14 protein-coding genes and 1 pseudogene are annotated in these 16,947 nt (G+C 62.9%); 4 read left to right on the top strand and 11 right to left on the bottom strand.

Annotated features, from left to right (window positions below; genetic code table 11):
* Window positions 1–112: pseudogene (thyA, locus tag J7E36_RS16520) on the top strand (thymidylate synthase); the annotation flags it as partial.
* 142 nt (window positions 113–254) lie between these two features.
* Here the strand turns inward: thyA and cadR are convergent.
* Window positions 255–701: a Cd(II)/Pb(II)-responsive transcriptional regulator gene (cadR, locus tag J7E36_RS16515; protein WP_215004816.1), complete on the bottom strand. Its 447-nt coding sequence runs from the start codon at window positions 699–701 to the stop codon at window positions 255–257.
* Window positions 702–787: 86 nt separating this feature from the next.
* Here cadR and J7E36_RS16510 point away from each other — a divergent pair, with 86 nt between their 5' ends.
* Window positions 788–3,007: a heavy metal translocating P-type ATPase gene (locus J7E36_RS16510; RefSeq protein ID WP_215004813.1), complete on the top strand. Its 2,220-nt coding sequence runs from the start codon at window positions 788–790 to the stop codon at window positions 3,005–3,007.
* A gap of 132 nt (window positions 3,008–3,139) precedes the next feature.
* On the opposite strand, the gene J7E36_RS16505 is transcribed toward J7E36_RS16510, so the two are convergent.
* The 7 genes from J7E36_RS16505 to J7E36_RS16475 all read right to left on the bottom strand — a co-directional run bounded on the left by J7E36_RS16505 (window position 3,140) and on the right by J7E36_RS16475 (window position 12,195).
* Entirely contained in the window at window positions 3,140–6,187 is a 3,048-nt protein-coding gene (locus J7E36_RS16505) for an efflux RND transporter permease subunit (RefSeq protein WP_215004811.1), read from the bottom strand.
* On the bottom strand, window positions 6,184–7,248 hold the full coding sequence (locus J7E36_RS16500) for an efflux RND transporter periplasmic adaptor subunit (RefSeq protein ID WP_215004808.1): 1,065 nt from the start codon (window positions 7,246–7,248) through the stop codon (window positions 6,184–6,186). Before J7E36_RS16500 ends, J7E36_RS16505 begins: the two co-directional genes overlap by 4 nt.
* Window positions 7,245–8,348, bottom strand: coding sequence for an efflux RND transporter periplasmic adaptor subunit (locus tag J7E36_RS16495; protein ID WP_215004806.1), 1,104 nt, complete (start codon window positions 8,346–8,348; stop codon window positions 7,245–7,247). The genes J7E36_RS16500 and J7E36_RS16495 overlap by 4 nt, the downstream gene beginning before the upstream one ends.
* Before the next feature lie 422 nt (window positions 8,349–8,770).
* On the bottom strand, window positions 8,771–9,553 hold the full coding sequence (locus J7E36_RS16490; RefSeq protein ID WP_215004803.1) for a MetQ/NlpA family ABC transporter substrate-binding protein: 783 nt from the start codon (window positions 9,551–9,553) through the stop codon (window positions 8,771–8,773).
* Window positions 9,554–9,700: 147 nt separating this feature from the next.
* A complete protein-coding gene (locus tag J7E36_RS16485) occupies window positions 9,701–10,642 on the bottom strand; it encodes a sigma 54-interacting transcriptional regulator (RefSeq protein WP_215004800.1) in 942 nt (313 codons plus the stop codon).
* Window positions 10,643–10,691: 49 nt separating this feature from the next.
* Window positions 10,692–11,273, bottom strand: a complete 582-nt coding sequence (locus tag J7E36_RS16480) for an alpha/beta hydrolase (protein WP_215004797.1) — start codon at window positions 11,271–11,273, stop codon at window positions 10,692–10,694.
* A 679-nt stretch (window positions 11,274–11,952) separates the two neighbouring features.
* Window positions 11,953–12,195, bottom strand: coding sequence for a DUF2789 domain-containing protein (locus J7E36_RS16475; RefSeq protein WP_215004794.1), 243 nt, complete (start codon window positions 12,193–12,195; stop codon window positions 11,953–11,955).
* 141 nt (window positions 12,196–12,336) lie between these two features.
* Between J7E36_RS16475 and J7E36_RS16470 the strand changes: the two genes are divergently transcribed.
* Both J7E36_RS16470 and J7E36_RS16465 read left to right on the top strand, forming a co-directional pair.
* The gene (locus J7E36_RS16470; protein WP_215004791.1) at window positions 12,337–12,861 is read left to right on the top strand and encodes an NfeD family protein; all 525 of its coding nucleotides are present in this window, start codon (window positions 12,337–12,339) and stop codon (window positions 12,859–12,861) included.
* 1 nt (window position 12,862) lies between these two features.
* Window positions 12,863–13,624, top strand: coding sequence for a slipin family protein (locus J7E36_RS16465; protein WP_215004788.1), 762 nt, complete (start codon window positions 12,863–12,865; stop codon window positions 13,622–13,624).
* Between the two features lie 73 nt (window positions 13,625–13,697).
* On the opposite strand, the gene J7E36_RS16460 is transcribed toward J7E36_RS16465, so the two are convergent.
* From J7E36_RS16460 to J7E36_RS16450, 3 genes are read right to left on the bottom strand one after another with little or no spacing between them, the layout of a single operon-like run.
* Complete coding sequence (locus J7E36_RS16460) at window positions 13,698–14,639, bottom strand: sulfotransferase family protein (protein WP_215004785.1); 942 nt, start codon at window positions 14,637–14,639, stop codon at window positions 13,698–13,700.
* Window positions 14,627–15,412, bottom strand: coding sequence for an aspartyl/asparaginyl beta-hydroxylase domain-containing protein (locus J7E36_RS16455; RefSeq protein ID WP_215004782.1), 786 nt, complete (start codon window positions 15,410–15,412; stop codon window positions 14,627–14,629). Before J7E36_RS16455 ends, J7E36_RS16460 begins: the two co-directional genes overlap by 13 nt.
* Window positions 15,413–15,424: 12 nt before the next feature.
* Window positions 15,425–16,939: a TolC family protein gene (locus tag J7E36_RS16450; protein WP_215004779.1), complete on the bottom strand. Its 1,515-nt coding sequence runs from the start codon at window positions 16,937–16,939 to the stop codon at window positions 15,425–15,427.
* Window positions 16,940–16,947: the final 8 nt, after the last annotated feature.

Below are 16,947 nucleotides of genomic sequence, written 5' to 3'. Positions count from 1 at the left end.
TGCCAAGACCGGTGTGTACCAGCCGGAGTGGCTGGAGTTGGTAGAGCCAGGCGACTTCTCACTAGAAGGCTACCAACACCACGCGCCGATGACCGCGCCGATGGCGGTCTGAGCCACACAAGACCTCCTGTGGGAGCGAGCCTGCTCGCGATTGCGGTATGTCAGTCGAGTCAGTACTGTCTGACCCTCCGCTATCGCGAGCAGGCTCGCTCCCACATTTGATCTCCTACAGCTCAAGATCCGCTTAAGAGCATTCAATGCCCATGACTTCTACCCACATGTGAATGCTCCACCTCCGGCGCCATCGCTCCGCTCACTTCCAGACGCTGCAGGATCCCGCATTGTTTCAGGTCCGGTCCTTCGCCACAGCGATGGCGCAGGTCGATCAGTTGCGTCTGCAAGGCCAGCAAGCCATCGATGCGGGCCTTGACGTGGTGGATGTGTTCGTCGATCAACGCATTGACGCTTTCGCATTGGTCCTGGGGGCTGTCGCGCAGGGCCAGCAGGCTGCGGATTTCTTCCAGGGTCATGTCCAGGGTGCGGCAGTTGCGGATGAACGTCAGCCGTTCGGCATGGGCCTGGGTGTAGACGCGGTAATTGCCGTCGCTACGGGCCGGTTCCGGCAACAGACCTTCGCGCTCGTAATAGCGGATGGTTTCGACCTGGCAGTCGGTGATTTTCGCCAGTTCTCCGATTTTCATGGCCCGACCTCTTCAAATGGATGCTTGACCCTATAGTGGCTACAGGGTCTTTACTCTGCAACAGGCACTTTTCACGGACGTCACCGATGAGCGATTCCCTCCACACCCAAAAAACCGACCATGGCCATGACCACGGGCACTCCTGCTGCGCGTCGAAAGCCGCGCCATCGGTGGTCAACCTCGGCAAAACGCCGACGGACGGCGCGCGGCTGAGCAGCTTTCGCATCGAGGCGATGGACTGCCCCACCGAGCAGACCCTGATCCAGAACAAGCTCGGCAAGCTTGAAGGCGTGCAGCAACTGGAATTCAACCTGATCAACCGCGTGCTGGGCGTCACCCATGACTTGCCCGACGACGCGCCGATCATCAGCGCGATCCAATCCCTCGGCATGCAAGCCGAGCCGCTGACGCCGGGTCAGGAGAAACACCCCAACAACGTGCCCGCCCCGGCCAAACCCTGGTGGCCGCTGGCATTGTCCGGCGTCACGGCCCTGGGCGCCGAGGTGATCCACTTCAGCAACGCCGCGCCAGGCTGGGTGGTGGCCGTGATCGCGCTGGTGTCGATCCTCAGCTGTGGGCTCGGCACCTACAAGAAGGGCTGGATCGCCCTGAAGAACCGCAACCTGAACATCAACGCCCTGATGAGCATCGCCGTGACCGGCGCGGTGTTGATCGGCCAATGGCCGGAAGCGGCGATGGTGATGTTCCTGTTCACCGTGGCCGAGCTGATCGAAGCCAAATCCCTGGACCGGGCACGCAACGCGATCGGTGGCCTGATGCAGATGGCCCCGGAACAGGCCACCGTGCAACAGGCCGACGGCAGCTGGCAGGTGCAGGCGGTCAAGGCGATTGCCCTCGGTGTGCGGGTGCGGGTGCGCCCCGGAGAGCGTGTGGCCCTCGACGGCGACGTGGTCGCCGGTCGCTCGACCATCGACCAGGCGCCGATTACCGGCGAAAGCCTGCCGGTGGAAAAAACCGTGGGCGACACGGTGTTTGCCGGCACCATCAACCAGGCCGGCGAACTGGAATACACCGTGACGGCCGCGGCCGATCAATCCACCCTTGCCCGGATCATCCACGCCGTGGAGCAGGCCCAGGGCTCACGCGCGCCAACCCAGCGCTTCGTTGATCAATTCTCGAAAGTCTACACTCCGGCGGTGTTCGCCCTGGCCCTGGCGGTGGCCGTTATCCCGCCGCTGTTCATGGGCGCGGTGTGGTTCGACTGGATCTACCGGGCGTTGGTGCTGCTGGTGGTGGCCTGCCCGTGTGCGCTGGTGATTTCCACCCCGGTGACCATCGTCAGCGGCCTCGCCGCGGCGGCGCGCAAAGGCATCCTGGTCAAGGGCGGCGTGTACCTGGAGGGCGGCTACAAACTCGACTACCTGGCCCTGGACAAGACCGGCACGATCACCCACGGCAAACCGGTTCAAACCGACTGCATCGTCTTGGACCCGACCGTGGAAGCCCTTGCTCCCGCCCTGGCCGCCAGCCTCGCCGCCCGTTCCGACCACCCTGTGTCGAAAGCCATTGCCAGTGCCGCTGTGGATAAACAACTGGCTCCGCAGGCTGTGGATAACTTCGAAGCGTTGCCGGGACGCGGGGTGCGCGGCGACATCGACGGCCAGACCTATCACCTGGGCAATCATCGGCTGGTGGAAGATCTTGGGCTGTGCTCTGCGGAGCTGGAGGAACAACTCTTCGCCCTGGAAAAACAAGGCAAGTCCGTGGTACTGCTGCTCGATGCCAAGGGGCCCCTGGCGTTGTTTGCCGTGGCCGACACGGTGAAGGACTCCAGCCGTGAAGCCATCCGGCAACTGCATGAGCTGGGCATCAAGACGTTGATGCTGACCGGCGATAACGCCCACACCGCCGAGGCGATTGCGGCGCAGGTGGGCATGGATCAAGCCCGAGGCGACTTGTTGCCGAGCGACAAGCTGCAAGCCATCGAAGCGTTGTACGCCAAGGGGCATCGCGTGGGCATGGTGGGTGACGGCATCAACGACGCCCCCGCCCTGGCCCGTTCGGAAATCGGCTTCGCCATGGCGGCGGCCGGGACCGATACGGCCATTGAAACCGCCGATGTTGCCTTGATGGACGATGACCTGCGCAAGATTCCGGCCTTCATCCGCCTGTCGCGACAGACCTCAAGCATTCTGAAGCAGAACATCGCCCTGGCGCTGGTGATCAAGGCGCTCTTCCTCGGTGTGACCTTCACCGGGTTCGCCACCCTGTGGATGGCAGTGTTCGCCGACATGGGGGTGAGCTTGCTGGTGGTGTTCAATGGGTTGCGGTTGTTGCGTAAATGAAAGGGCTCGGGTGACCGGGCGGGCCCTATCGCGAGCAGGCTCGCTCCCACAGGTTTCGTGAAGGCCCCCAAATTCAAACACCATGGGGTCCTTGTGGGAGCGAGCCTGCTCGCAATGGGCTGCGCAGCAGCCCTATGACTTCTGCGGCTCGCGGATTTTGTACCAGGCCACATACAACGCCGGCAGGAACAGCAACGTCAGCAGCGTGGCGATGATAATCCCGCCGATCATCGCGTAGGCCATCGGCCCCCAGAACACTTCGCGGGCAATCGGGATCATCCCCAGGCTCGCTGCCGCCGCCGTCAGCAGGATCGGCCGGCGCCGATGCTGGGTGGCTTCCACCACCGCATCCCAAGGCTCGTAGCCGTCACGCTCATATTCGTCGATCTGGGTCACCAGGATCACCGAGTTACGGATGATGATGCCAATCAGCGCGAGAATCCCCAGGATCGCCACGAAGCCCATGGGCGTGCCCGTCGGCACCAGCGCCAGGACCACGCCGATCAAGCCCAGCGGCGCGACGCTCGCCACCAGGAACAGTTTCTGCACGCTGTGCAGCTGGATCATCAGGAACGTCGCCATCAGGAACAGCATCAGCGGCACGACGCTGGCGATCGGGCCTTGGGCCTTGCTGCTCTCCTCCACCGTACCGCCCGTGGCAACCTTGTAGCCCACCGGTAAACCGGCAGCAAATTTATCGATGTCCGGCTGCAGTTGCTTCACCAGGTCGGTGGGCTGGATTTCGTCGCGCACGGCAGCCTTGATGGTGATGGTTGGCTTACGGTCGCGACGCCAGACCAGCGGCTGCTCCAATTCATAACGCACGGTGGCGAACGCCAGCAGTGGAATCGAGGTGCCACTCGGGGTGACGATCTGCAGGTTCTGCAAGGTTTCCGGCGAACCGCGCTCGGCGTCGGTGGCACGCCCCACCACATTGATCAGGTAGATATCGTCGTCGACCTGGGTCACCGGCGAGCCACTGACGATGCCGTTCATCAGCTTGGCGACGTCATCGGAGGACAAACCGAGTTGCCGCGCCTTGTCCTGGGCGATGTCGATGCGCAGCACTTTGCCCGGCTCGTTCCAGTCGTAAATGATCTCGCCGATGTGCGAGTTCTTGTCCAGCTCGGTCGCCAGCTCGATGGCGTGCTTGCGCACCTGGTCGATGTCCTTGCCGCTGACCCGGTACTGGATCGGTCGGCCCACCGGCGGGCCCATCTCCAGGGACTGCACGTAGCTGCCGACGCCGACGAAATCCTCGCGCAAGCGCTTTTGCAGACGCTCGGTGAGGGCCGTGCGCGACTCCAGGCCTTTGCTGACGATCACCAGTTGCGCGTAGTACGGGTTCTGCAACTGCTGGTCCAGCGGCAGGTAGAAACGTATCGCACCTTCGCCGATGTAGGTGCTCCAGCGCTCGATGTCCGGGTCGCCCTTGAGGGTCGCTTCCAGACGATCGACGGCCTTGCGGGTCTCGTCCATCGACGCGTTTTGCGGCAGGTTCAGGTCGACGAGGATTTCCGGGCGGTCCGAGGACGGGAAGAACTGGTTCTGTACGAAGCGCATGCAAAACACCGCCAGCACGAACAACAGCACGGTGATGCCGATGGCCCACCAGCGATTGCGCATCGCCCACAGCAAGCCGCCATTGAACGCCCGGCCGATCCGTCCTGGCTCGTTGTTGTGGGGTTTCACGTTGGTGCTGAGGATGTGCACGCCGATCACCGGGGCAAACAATACCGCGACGATCCACGACACCAGCATCGCCACGGCGATGACCGCGAACAGGGTAAAGGTGTACTCGCCGGCGGAACTGGCGTTCAAGCCGATGGGCACGAAACCGGCCACGGTCACCAGGGTCCCGGTGAGCATCGGGAACGCTGTCGAGGTATAGGCGAAGGTCGCGGCCTGGTCCTTGGTTTCGCCTTTTTCCAGGCGCGTCACCATCATCTCCACGGTGATCATCGCGTCGTCCACCAACAGCCCGAGGGCGATGATCAACGCGCCGAGGGAGATCCGCTGCATGGTGATGCCGCTGTATTCCATGAACACGAAGACCATCGCCAGCACCAACGGGATCGAGCAGGCCACCACCAGCCCGGCGCGTACGCCCAGGCTGATGAAACTGACCACCAGCACGATAACCACCGCCTCGAACAATGCGCTGGTGAAGCCGCCGACGGCCTTCTCCACCACTTCGGCCTGGTCCGACACGGTGTGCACGCCGACGCCGATCGGCAACTCGGCGGTCAATTCATTCATGCGCGCATGCAGGGCCTTGCCGAATTCCTGGATGTTGCCGCCCTTCTTCATCGCGATGGCGAGGCCAATGGCCGGCGTGCCGTTGAAGCGGAACATCGGTGTGGCGGGGTCGACGTAACCGCGGCTGATGTCGGCGATGTCGGCCAGGCGATAGAACCGATCGTTGAGCCGCAGGTTGACGTTGGCCAGGTCTTTTTCCGATTGGAACTGCCCGGAGGTGCGCACGGAAATCCGCTCGGGACCGGCGTCGATCACCCCGGCGGGCGTCACCGCATTCTGCGATTGCAGGCTTTGCACCACCTGGCGCTGATCGATGCCCAGCGCGGCGAGTTTGCGCGTGGAGAAATTCAGGTAGAGCACTTCATCCTGCTCGCCGACCATTTCCACTTTGCCCAGGCCGGGCACCTCGCGGATCTCGGCGCGGACCTGTTCCACGTAATCGCGCAACTGGCGCATCGACAAGCCGTCGCCGGTGAAGGCATACACCGAACCGTAGACGTCACCGAACTCGTCGTTGAACCCCGGCCCTTGCAGGCCTTGGGGGAAGTCACCGCGAATGTCGTTGATCTTCTTGCGCACCTGGTACCAGATCTGGGGGATGTCCTTGGCGCTGGTGGTGTCGCGCAGGTACACGAACACCGTCGACTCTCCCGGTCGGGTGTAGCTTTTGACATAGTCGAGGGAGTCGAGCTCTTCGAGTTTTTTCTCGATGCGGTCGGTGACCTGCTTGAGGGTTTCCTCCTGGGTCGCGCCGGGCCAGCGGGTCTGGATGATCATGGTCTTGATGGTGAACGAGGGGTCTTCTTCGCGCCCCAGGTTCAGGTAGGAAAACACCCCCATCAACAACGCGACGAACATCAGGTACCAGACAAACGACTGATGCCGCAGGGCCCATTCGGATAAGTTGAAAGGCCCTTTCATCGTGCGTCCTCGTCGAGTTTCACTTTCTGCCCCGGCTTGAGGCTGTTCACGCCAGCGCTGACCACGCGATCGCCAGGCTTGATGCCGTTGGCGACCAGCACCGAGTCGGCCGAACGCTCAAGAATCCGCACGTCGCGGGGGGAGACGGTCTGGTTCTGCGGGTCGATCAGCCAGATCCGCGCCTGGCCATCGACCTCTTGCAGCGCACTCAGCGGCAGCTCGATTCGCGGTTCGATCGCCGAACTCAGGGTGACGCTGATGGCCGTGCCGAGACGAAAGCCCGCTGGCGTCTCGGTCAACGTCAGCCGCGCCCGGCGCGTGCGGGTGGCACTCTGGGCCTGGGGCTCGATCTCGCGGACGATGGCAGTGGTGTGAGTCGTCGGGTCCAACTGCGCGGCGACTTCGAACACCACATCAGTGGGCAGCCGATCGACCAGGTCGGCCGGCAGGTCGATCACCGCTTCCTTGATGTCCGGGCGGGCCAGGGTCACCACTTGCTGGCCGGCGGTGACCACCTGCCCGGCTTCGGCATTCCAGGCCGTAACCACTGCGTCGTGATCGGTGTGCAGTTCGCTGTAGTTGAGTTGATCACGGGCCTGCGTCACCGCTGCCTTGGCTTGTTCGAGGGAGGCACCGGTGGTTTTCAGATCGGTCTGGGCGATGTCCAGTTGCGCCTGGGCACCGACGCCACGGTCGAACAATTGCTGCTGGCGACGGGCATTGGCCTGGGCATTGATGTACTGCGCCTCGATCCGCGCCAGATCGCCTTGGGCCGCGCGTAACTGGTTCTGTTGATCGGTGGGATCGAGGGTGGCGAGCAAGTCGCCCTTCTTCACTTCCGCGCCGACGTCGACATTACGGCTGGCGATCCGCCCGGGCACGCGGAAACCGACGTTGGTTTCGTAGCGCGCCTGGATGTTCCCGGCGAACCGTCCGAGGGCCTGCTGATCCAGGGCCTGGACTGCCACGGACAACACCGGGCGTACCGGTTCAGGCGGGGCTTCTTCCTTCGAACAGGCGACCAGCAGCAGGCCGGCCAGGATCATCCATAAACCTTTCATGGCTGGGCTCCTGCCGGGGGTTTTACCGAGGTATTTTCAGCGATCTCGACCCGCACGCCGGGGTGCAGCAGTTGCCCACCGGCGGTGACGACTTTCTCGCCCCCCTTGAGACCGTCGCTGATGATGACTTTGCCGGTCAGGTAGCGGCCGACGGTGACCGTCTGCAAATACGCCTTGCCTTCGCCATCCACCAGCCACACCGCCGGTTCACTGAGGTTCTTGGTCAATGCCGACCAGGGCAGCTCGACGGCGGTCTTGCCCGCCGACTTGGCCGTGGCGCTGACCACCGACCCCAGGCGCATGCCTTCGGGCAACTCGCTGAGGGTCACCTTGACTTGCACCGTGCCGGTCTGGGCCGATACTGCCGGGGTGATTTCGCGTACCTTGCCGGTGGTCTGGACGGCCGGGTTGTCCAACAGGCTGATGACAATCGCCGGGTCCGAGGGCGGTTCGCGCAACAGCGACTCGTAGATGTTGAACACCGCGTCGCGCTCGCCGTCCTGGGCCAGGCTGAAGATCGGCTCCGTGGCTTGCACCACCTGGCCCACCTCAGCCTGGCGCGCCGTGATAATACCCGGCGCCTCGGCGACCAGTGCGGTGTAGCTCAGTTGTTCGCGGGCATTGGCCAACTGGGCCTGGGCGGCGGTCAGCGCACTCTGGCTGCTGCGCAGTTGCGCCTGGGCCGCATCGTATTCGCTCTGGCTGGTGTAGCCCTTGGGCAAGAGCTTCTGCTGGCGCACGAACGCCGCCGCGCTCTGCTTGACCCGCGCCTGTTCGGCGGCCACCTGGGCCTCGGCGGAGTCGACGTTGGTCTGCAGGTCCCTGGGGTCGAGTCGAGCCAGCACTTGCCGAGCCGAAACCCGGGCGCCGACATCCACCTTGCGCTCGATGATCTTGCCGCTGACGCGAAACGACAGATCGGTCTGCACCCGCGCCTGGACATCGCCGGTCAGCGTCACCGAAGCCGCGTATTCGCTGGGCACTGCTGGCTGCACGAACACCCGTGGCAGGGCCTTTTCCCCAGGCTTTTCCTCACCGCATCCTGCCAACAACGCACACAAACCCAAGCCAACAACCAGTTTGATTCGGGGACCAGCCATGCAGACTCCTTTGCGTTGTACGGACGTGCCAGTGACGATACGACTGTGAGCTTAGAACAGGGTTCAATGGATGCACAGGCAGGACAACGCCTGATAACCGGGACAAGACCTGTCCAGCCGGCAATGGCGCGATGCAGCGCCAGACGTTTGCGTAGCGCGGGAGGGGCGGCTATCTTTTCGGGAGCTGCAGGATAGCCCTTGGTGAAAGGGATCTCTCCACGGAACCGCAGTGCTTATCCACAAGGAGATACAGATGGCTGACGTGAAAGCCCCGCGCACTCTCGACCCGCAAGACCTCGTCAAACTGCTCGTTGCCCTGCGCCGTGCGCTGATGAAAGAGCCAACGGCCAGGACTCACCGTGGCGAGGGCGTTTGCTCCCTCGCCACGGACTCATTCCAACGGTCTACAACTATCAGCTCGATCAGAACGCCGGCAGTACCGCGCCGCTGTATTTCTTCTCGATGAATGCCTTCACTTCAGGACTGGTCAGGGCCTTGGCCAGTTTCTGCATGGCCGGGCTGTCCTTGTTGTCCGGACGGGCCACCAGGAAATTCACGTAAGGCGAATCCGAACCTTCGATCACGAGCGCATCCTTGGCCGGGTTCAGGCCCGCTTCCAGGGCATAGTTGGTGTTGATCATGTCCAGGTCGACCTGATCCAGCACACGCGGCAGCATCGCCGATTCCAGCTCCTTGAACTTGAAGTTGTGCGGGTTCTTGTCGATGTCTTTCGGCGTTGCCAGGGCGTTCTTCGGATCCTTGAGTTCGATCAGGCCAGCCTTCTGCAACAGGATCAGGGCGCGACCGCTGTTGCTGCCTTCGTTCGGGATGGCGATGGTGGCGCCGTCTTTCAGCTCGGCCAGGCTTTTGACTTTCTTCGAGTAACCGCCGAAGGGTTCGACGTGCACGCCGATCACGGTCACCAGGTTCGTGCCTTTGCCCTCGTTGAAGCTCTTGAGGTAAGGCAGGGTCTGGAAGTAGTTGGCGTCCAGACGTTTCTGGTCAACCTGTACGTTGGGTTGGACGTAGTCGGTGAAGACCTTGATTTGCAGGTCCACGCCTTCTTTGGCCAGGGCCGGCTTGATCAGTTCGAGAATTTCGGCGTGAGGCACCGGGGTGGCCGCCACGACCAGTTTCTCCGCCGCCTGGGCCAGGCCCGAGGTCAGGGCTGCCGCCAGCGCGGTGAACAACAGAACCTTTTTCATGCAGTGTCCTTATCGAAAATCACAGTCGTCCGGGACGACAGCTAAAGAGGAAGTGCCAGCGAAGTGCTATCGCTGGCGTGGGTCGGACAATACCGACATTTTTTATGCCTTAACAATATTTTTTATTCAAGTTCATATTCATTTAATTCATATAGAGGGCGCTTGGGTCAGTTGACCGAGCAGTGCCTTGAGCGCTGTGCGTTCAGCCGCCGATCCTCGGGCGATGACATACGCCACTTGCTGATCGATCAACGCCAGCGCGGAGGGCTGGGTCGGCAGATTCAGATGCTCGGGCAAAATCTCCTCACCGCTGCTGACCAGCAACGCGAAATGAATGACGTTTTCCAGCTCACGGGTATTTCCAGGCCAACTGTGCCGTTCGAGCGCACGCTGCGCCGCCTCGCTGATCAGCGGCACGCTCAGGCCGAGGCGCTGGCTGTAGATGCCCAGGAAGTATTCGGCCAGGGACAGGATGTCGCCCACCCGCTCGCGCAGGGCGGGCAGCTCGAGTCGACCTTCGCTGAGGTAATGGTAGAGCCGTTGATGAAACTTACCGGCGGCCACCGCTTGCGCCAGGTCGATGCTGGTGGCTGCGACCAGGCGAACATCCACGGGACTGGGTTGGTGCGCCCCGACCCGGGTCACTTCATGGTTTTCCAGGGCGGCCAGCAATTTGACCTGGATCGGCAGCGGCAAATCACCGATTTCATCCAGGTAAAGGGTGCCGCCATTGGCCGAGCCGAACCAACCCGCCCGGCTGCTGGCCGAGCCGCTGTAGCTGCCGGCGGCGTAGCCGAACAATTCGGCATCGGCGTAGGTCGGGCTGATGGCGCCGCAATTGACGGAGACAAACAACCCGCCACGCTCACTTTCGCGGTGGATGTGGCGGGCCAGCAACTCTTTGCCGGTACCACTTTCGCCGCGTATCAACACCGAGATTGCCCGTGGCGCCAGTTGCTCCAGCTCCTGACGCAGTTGACGTGAGCGCGGGTCGACGAACACCAGCGCCTTGGCGCGGATGCTCAGGGGGCTTTTTTCCGCATCGGGAAAGGTCAGCAACGGCTGACCGAAGGTTTCATGCAAACTCATGGCAGTCTCCCGCCCCAAACCGCCGGGAGACGGGAGGGCGTTAAAAAAATCAGGCGCGACGCAGGGCGTGATGCTCCATGCGGTTTTGCAGGCGATAGAGGTAAGCGAACCCCTGCTCCCAGCGCTGATGGCCGGACTTCACATTGATGTGCCCTGCCCCGGCCAGGATCCCGGCTTCGGCCCCCCAACTGAGCGCCAACTCCAGGGCGCGCGGGGCGCTCACGGCGGGGTCGTTGTCGGAGCTGACCACTTGGCTGGGGAACGGCAACAGGTCCATGGGAATCGGCGCAAAATTGCGCAACGCCGGGATGCAGGCAGGCCGCTCGACATCCGCCGGCGCCACCAGCAGTGCCCCGCGCACCTGCCGCAGGCACTGCACCGGCGCGGTGGCGGCCCAATGGGCAACGGTGATGCAGCCCAAGCTGTGGGCAATGAGGATCACGGGCGTGCTGTCGCTGGCAATGGCCTCGGCCAGCGCCGCGACCCAGTCCTCACGCCGGGGCGTCAACCAATCGGCCTGCTCGACCCTGGCGCTGTTGGGCAAGCTGTTCTGCCAGTGGCTTTGCCAATGATTTGCTGGCGATCCCTGCCAGCCCGGCACGATCAGGTAGCGAATCGATTCGTTGCGCATGGGAGCTCTCCTGCGTGTCTGTTTCCGGACAAGTATAGGGAGGAGAGTTATATTGTTTAAGGAATAAGAAGCTATTTATTAATAACTGTATTGAATAACAAGTTACTTGTCCTGAAGCGAACCTGTGGGAGCAACCTGTGGGAGCAAAGCTTGCTCGCGAGGCGGCCTGACAACCGATCTGATTCTCCGGCTGTGCTCAGATCGAATGTGGGAGCGAGCCTGCTCGCGATGGCGGCCTGATTGTCGGCTTATGTTTTGTGGGTTTGTGTGCATATCCATTGCTGCGGTAACGGCTACTTAGGGTTTCGCCCTGACGGCGACTCACTTTTTTTCAGACGCCAAAAAAAGTAAGCAAAAAAGGCTTGCCCCACCACTCGGTGCCTCGCCTGGGCTCGGCATGCCCGAACGCAGGCATTGCTCCGTGGGCCCGCCGCGAAGGGCCATCCATGGCCCAGCGCGGCTAATCCGGCATCCATGCCGGATTACCCACTCCTCAATACCTGCGTTCGGCCATCGTGGTTAACGGGGCCCCCAGATCACAAGCTCGCCGAGGCGGCCTTATAGCCGACCTGGCTCTTGCGGCCGTACACTCCGTCAGGTCTGTGGAATGTGAAAGCAAGCTTTGCTCCCACGGGCTTTGCGCTCATGAATTTCCCCACAGGCTGTTCAGGCGCCTCACTCACCCCCGGCCCTTGCGCAACAACACGTTCAACTGATCCACCACCACCGCCCAGTCAGCGTCCTCAAGGATTTCGTCACGCAGCAATTGTTGCTGGGCCTTGTTCCAGAAAAACGCGTCGGCCAGGTGCAACTCGGGCTTGAGCGGCGAATGCGTGGCGATGAACTGATCGATGCTGACAGCATCGTCGGGCAGGCCCAGTTGCTTGAACAAGGCGGGAAGGCTGTGAATCGGCTTTTCCATCGGGCACTCCAAGGCTTCAAGGCGGATGTTCTCTACCGCCAGTCTAGTCTCCCGACGACCGCCAGACTGATCAAAAATCAATCAGCCCAGCCCTCGACTAGACTCAAGGTAACGTCACGACGAAAACGCCTGGAGGCTCCGGTGGACATTCGCGGGTTGACGGTCGCGCTGCTGCTCATGAGCGGGCCGGTGTGGGCTGCCGACGGCTATGCCCTGCCGGGTGCCGACCCGCTGGGTTTCTGGCTGGTCGCGGTGGGCGTGGCCTTGCTGGCCGCCGAGGCGGCATTGCCCAATTACGGCGTTGCCGGGCTGGGCGGGATCATTTTGTGCGTGATCGGCGCGGTCATCCTGACCAACGCTGAAGTCCCGGTGCCGTTGATGATCAGCCTGGCCCTGGTCAGCGCCTTGCTGCTGATCGGCCTGGTCATCCGGGCCTTGAAGACCCGGCCCCGTCACCCCGTCAGCGGCGACGCCGCGCTGTTGGGCAGCGTCACGGCGGTGACCGCGTTGCAGGCCGGCAACCATCATCACGGTTGGGTCCAGTTGGAAGGCGAACGCTGGCAGGTATCCTGCGTGACGCCGCTGCGGATCGGGCAAGCGGTACGAGTCATCGCCCGCAAAGGCCTGTTGCTGGACGTGGCCCCTGCTGATTCACAAGGAGCATGAGATGGGTATGCAAATCGGTTTTACGCTGCTGCTGTTGCTGGTCATCGCGCTGGCGGCCTCGACGTTCCGGATCCTGCGCGAATACGAACGCGCGGTGGTGTTCCAGCTTGGCCGATTCTGGCAAGTGAAGGGGCCGGGGTTGATCCTGCTGATTCCGGTGGTGCAGCAGATGATCCGCGTCGACCTGCGCACGATTGTGCTCGACGTGCCGCCCCAGGACGTCATCACCCGGGACAACGTTTCGGTGAAGGTCAACGCGGTGCTGTACTTTCGCGTGCTTGACCCACAGAAGGCCATTATCCAGGTCGAGAATTTCCTCATGGCTACCAGCCAATTGGCCCAGACCACCTTGCGTGCGGTTCTCGGCAAACATGACCTGGACCAACTGCTGGCCGAGCGCGAACAGTTGAACAACGACATCCAGCAGGTGCTCGACGCCCAGACCGATGCCTGGGGCATCAAAGTGGCGAACGTCGAGATCAAGCACGTAGACCTCAACGAATCGATGATTCGCGCCATCGCCCGCCAGGCCGAGGCCGAACGGGAACGCCGGGCCAAGGTGATCCACGCCGAAGGCGAGCTGCAAGCCTCGGAAAAACTCATGCAGGCCGCTGAAATGCTCGGACGCCAGCCGGGCGCCATGCAACTGCGCTACATGCAGACGCTGGGGTCGATCGCCGGGGACAAGACTTCCACCATCGTCTTCCCCCTGCCGATCGAATTGCTCAAGGGGATGGCGGAGCTGTCGCCGAACAAGCCCTGATGTAACCGCAGATCAGCATCGCACCGGTGGCGAGGGAGCTTGCTGCCTCGCCACCGAAGCAACTTTCAGCCCTCTACCGGGGCAACGTCTCCAGCGCCTCATACGCCCCCTGCGCCCACGCCATCACCCGCTCGCGCAGCAACGACGAAGCCTCCCGCCGCTTCTCCTCGCTATCCCCGGTAAACCCCTGCGCCGGCTGCTTGGCATGTCGGTCCACGGTGGCAAACACCTGCCTGCGTTGCCCGTCATCAAGCTGGAAAAAATCCGCCAGCCTGCCCGCCATGGCCCCGGGCAGTTCCGTGTAGTCAACGGTTATCCCAGCGGATGCCTGGCAATGCTCCCCCCCTATCTGCAACAGCCGCCCAACCCTGCGCGCAATGAAGTCTTCCTGGCCGATAAACGGCAAGCCATCGTCCAGCCCGCTCGCGCCGATCATCCCCGGCACCATGTGCATGCCGGGTCGGCGCAGATGCGAAACGGCAATTTCCAAGGGATCGCGATACACGAACAGCCAAGGCGTGTCGGGAAAAAACACCTGCAACCGGGGCAACTCACCGATGTTCCAGGCATCGAGCTTGATCACCAATCGCTGCTCCACGCCCCGCCGACGCTGCCCATAGGCCGATAGCAGTCCCTTGAGCGCCGCGCCGCGTTCGGCGGGCGGCAGATCACTGCGCAGCAGCGTATCCAATGGCGGCGGCTCGGAGATGACGAGGTGGTCGTCCAGTTGCGCCAGCATCTGGCTGATCAGTGTCGAGCCGCAACGCGAGGCATGGAAAATGAATGCACTGGGCACCAGGCCCGGGCTCTGCTGCTGCCACTGAGCGAGCGCGCTCAACGGTGTCTGGCGCCGGAACGCCTGGTTGAAGGGCAGGCGCAGGGCATCGTCCACGGCATCGCCGAAGAAGGGTTGGGACAATCGCGCCTCACCGAACCAGCACCAGTCGACCCGCCACTGCCCCGCCTCTTGCCATACGCGGATCGGCAGCCAGCCTTGCAGACTCAACCCTTCCACTGGTCACTCCACTGCCGACGACCTTTGCGCATGGCCGCCTGCAATTCTTCCCGGGTGATGTGCAGGCCTCGTTCGGCACCTTGTGCGATGGCGCACTCAATGAAAGCATCGACGTCATGCACACGCTGCAAGGCTTGGGCGAGTTGGGGATCGGCTTCCACGCAGTGTTGCAAACGGGCGAAGTCGCTTTGCCCGATACCTGCCGCCGGCGTGGTGGACAGTCCGTCGGTGATCTGCCGTTCCAGCCAGGGGCCGGGGCGGCAATCGAGCACCAGGTGAATCCGCGCCGAAGGGCTGCGATTAACCACACGATGAGGCCGCGCCAGGTCGAGAAACCAGCATTCGCCTACCGTCATCGGGATAACTTGCCCATCCAGCCAGAAATCCACGCCCGGCGAGCTGAGCAGCGGAACGTGCAGGCGCAAGTCAGCGTCCGGCCCGCCCAGGTCATAATCGCAGTGCTCGTGAATGCAGCCACCGGGGCCCAGCCGCAGCAGCCGGGCCGAGACGATCACCAGCGGCCATTCGCACAACGCCGCGTGCCAGCGGACGTCCTTCGACCAAGGCTCGCGACGCAAGGGTTGACCGCGCCCCGGCGATAATTCGGTCAGGGCATCCGCCGGGGCAATCAGCGCCACGCCACTCCAGTCACCGCTGTAGTAGGCGGTGTTGAAATGCCCCTGCCAACGCGCCTCTTCAACCGCTGCCAATGCCTGCAACAGCAACGGCAGGTTCACCGTCAGCGGTAGCCGGGAGAACGCCGGGCGCGTCATGGGCACGCGCCGTTATTTAGCCACCGCTGCCGTCGTCGGTACGGTGATATTGCCCTGGGCCCACGCTGCTTCGCGGTTAGCCAACGCCGTGGCGATCGACTGTACCGCGGTCGATTGCACTTCGTTTGGCAGCGGATCGAGCCCGGCGCTGGCGAAGATCTGGCCGTAGGCGTTGCGCAGGTCAGCATAGGACAGGTCCCGGCGCAGATCGGCCTGCAAGGTGTTCAGTTCGCCCTGGATCAGGTCCAGCTCGCCGATGCCGGCGGCCTCGTGACGGCTGCGCAGTTGGCCGACGATTTGCCCGTCGATGTCCGACAGCTGCTGGTTGGTCTTGAACTGCCGCAGTGCCTCGCGGTAGTTGGCGCTGGCGACATACAGCTGGGCCAGCACGGCAATCGACATCGCCTGGCGCCGCGCCGACGCGACTTCTTCGCCGGCCTTCGCCACGTCGATGGCCGCCGGGGCGGAGATCACGTTGAACAGGTTCCAGGTGACTTTCACGCCATAGTCGGCCCAGCCCTGTTCCACCAAAAACGAGTTGCTGTCGTAATGCCCACCGGCGGAAAACTCCAGCCCCGGCAACAGGCGCAGCATGGCCTTGCGGGTTTCGGCGGCGGTGATGCGCGTCTGGTAGTCCTGCTCGCGCAGTTCCGGACGGCTGGTCAGGGCTTCCTGTTCAAGACGCGCCAGATCGACCTTGAGCTCCGGAATCTCGTATTCATCCTGGGTCGCCAGGGTCAGCTCGGTGCCCAGCGGCAGATTGATCAGCGTCGCCAGTTCGGTCTTCGCCAACGACAACGCCCGGCGCTGCTCTTCGAGCTGGCGGGTGGCCTGGATCAGTGAGCGCTGGTAACCCAAGGCCTGCACCGGGTCACCGATGCGTTGTTCACTCATGCTCTGGCTGTTGCCACGCGCCGCCTCGACCCGGGCCATCAGGCTGTCGATCTGCTTGAGCAAGCGCTCGGCGGCCATGGCGCGCCAGTACGCCGAACGTACGTCCTGGACGATGGTGTTGATCACCTTGCGCCGACGTTCCTGGACGATCAGCCGCTGGTCGCCGGCCTGCTTGGCACTGATGTAGCTCACGCCGAAGTCGAGGACGTTCCAGACCATGGTCAGGTCGGCCACCTCACGGTCGCGGTCCTGGGAGGTCGACGGTTCCAGGGACTGGGTGCCGGTTTCGACACTCTGGCTACTGGAGGCGCTGACGTTGTTGCGGCCGACATAACCGGCATCCAGGGCCATGCGCGGCAGCATGTCGAAACTGGCCAGGTCCAGCTGACGCTTGGCCAGGGCCTCCTCCATGATCTTCAAGCGGCCTTCGAGGTTGTACTTCACCGCTCGGGCCATGGCCTGGTGCAAGGTCAGCGGGCCACTGAGGGGCTCCTGGCCCTTGTACATGTTCTGCAGGTCGGTCCTGGCGCGCTGTTCGCTGACGCTTCGATCGATCGGCTCGCTGGTGACGGCACAACCGCTGACCACCAACGCCAGCGCGCTCATTGCGAAGAACTTCTGACTTCTATTCATTCCCTGGA

Origin of the sequence: Pseudomonas fluorescens, from assembly GCF_018614775.1 — a bacterium.
Classification (GTDB): Bacteria; Pseudomonadota; Gammaproteobacteria; order Pseudomonadales; family Pseudomonadaceae; genus Aquipseudomonas; species Aquipseudomonas fluorescens_BY.
Note: the sequence above shows the minus strand (reverse complement) of the source record. Positions and strands in the feature narration are given on the sequence as shown.

Bases quoted from the DNA above. Each gene is read 5' to 3' on its own strand.
- cadR (WP_215004816.1), bottom strand. From the start codon at position 701: ATGAAAATCGGAGAACTGGCGAAAATCACCGACTGCCAGGTCGAAACC.
- J7E36_RS16465 (WP_215004788.1), top strand. From the start codon at position 12,863: ATGGGTATGCAAATCGGTTTTACGCTGCTGCTGTTGCTGGTCATCGCG.
- J7E36_RS16450 (WP_215004779.1), bottom strand. From the start codon at position 16,939: ATGAATAGAAGTCAGAAGTTCTTCGCAATGAGCGCGCTGGCGTTGGTG.
- J7E36_RS16495 (WP_215004806.1), bottom strand. From the start codon at position 8,348: ATGGCTGGTCCCCGAATCAAACTGGTTGTTGGCTTGGGTTTGTGTGCG.
- J7E36_RS16500 (WP_215004808.1), bottom strand. From the start codon at position 7,248: ATGAAAGGTTTATGGATGATCCTGGCCGGCCTGCTGCTGGTCGCCTGT.
- J7E36_RS16485 (WP_215004800.1), bottom strand. From the start codon at position 10,642: ATGAGTTTGCATGAAACCTTCGGTCAGCCGTTGCTGACCTTTCCCGAT.
- J7E36_RS16480 (WP_215004797.1), bottom strand. From the start codon at position 11,273: ATGCGCAACGAATCGATTCGCTACCTGATCGTGCCGGGCTGGCAGGGA.
- J7E36_RS16475 (WP_215004794.1), bottom strand. From the start codon at position 12,195: ATGGAAAAGCCGATTCACAGCCTTCCCGCCTTGTTCAAGCAACTGGGC.
- J7E36_RS16505 (WP_215004811.1), bottom strand. From the start codon at position 6,187: ATGAAAGGGCCTTTCAACTTATCCGAATGGGCCCTGCGGCATCAGTCG.
- J7E36_RS16490 (WP_215004803.1), bottom strand. From the start codon at position 9,553: ATGAAAAAGGTTCTGTTGTTCACCGCGCTGGCGGCAGCCCTGACCTCG.
- J7E36_RS16455 (WP_215004782.1), bottom strand. From the start codon at position 15,412: ATGACGCGCCCGGCGTTCTCCCGGCTACCGCTGACGGTGAACCTGCCG.
- J7E36_RS16510 (WP_215004813.1), top strand. From the start codon at position 788: ATGAGCGATTCCCTCCACACCCAAAAAACCGACCATGGCCATGACCAC.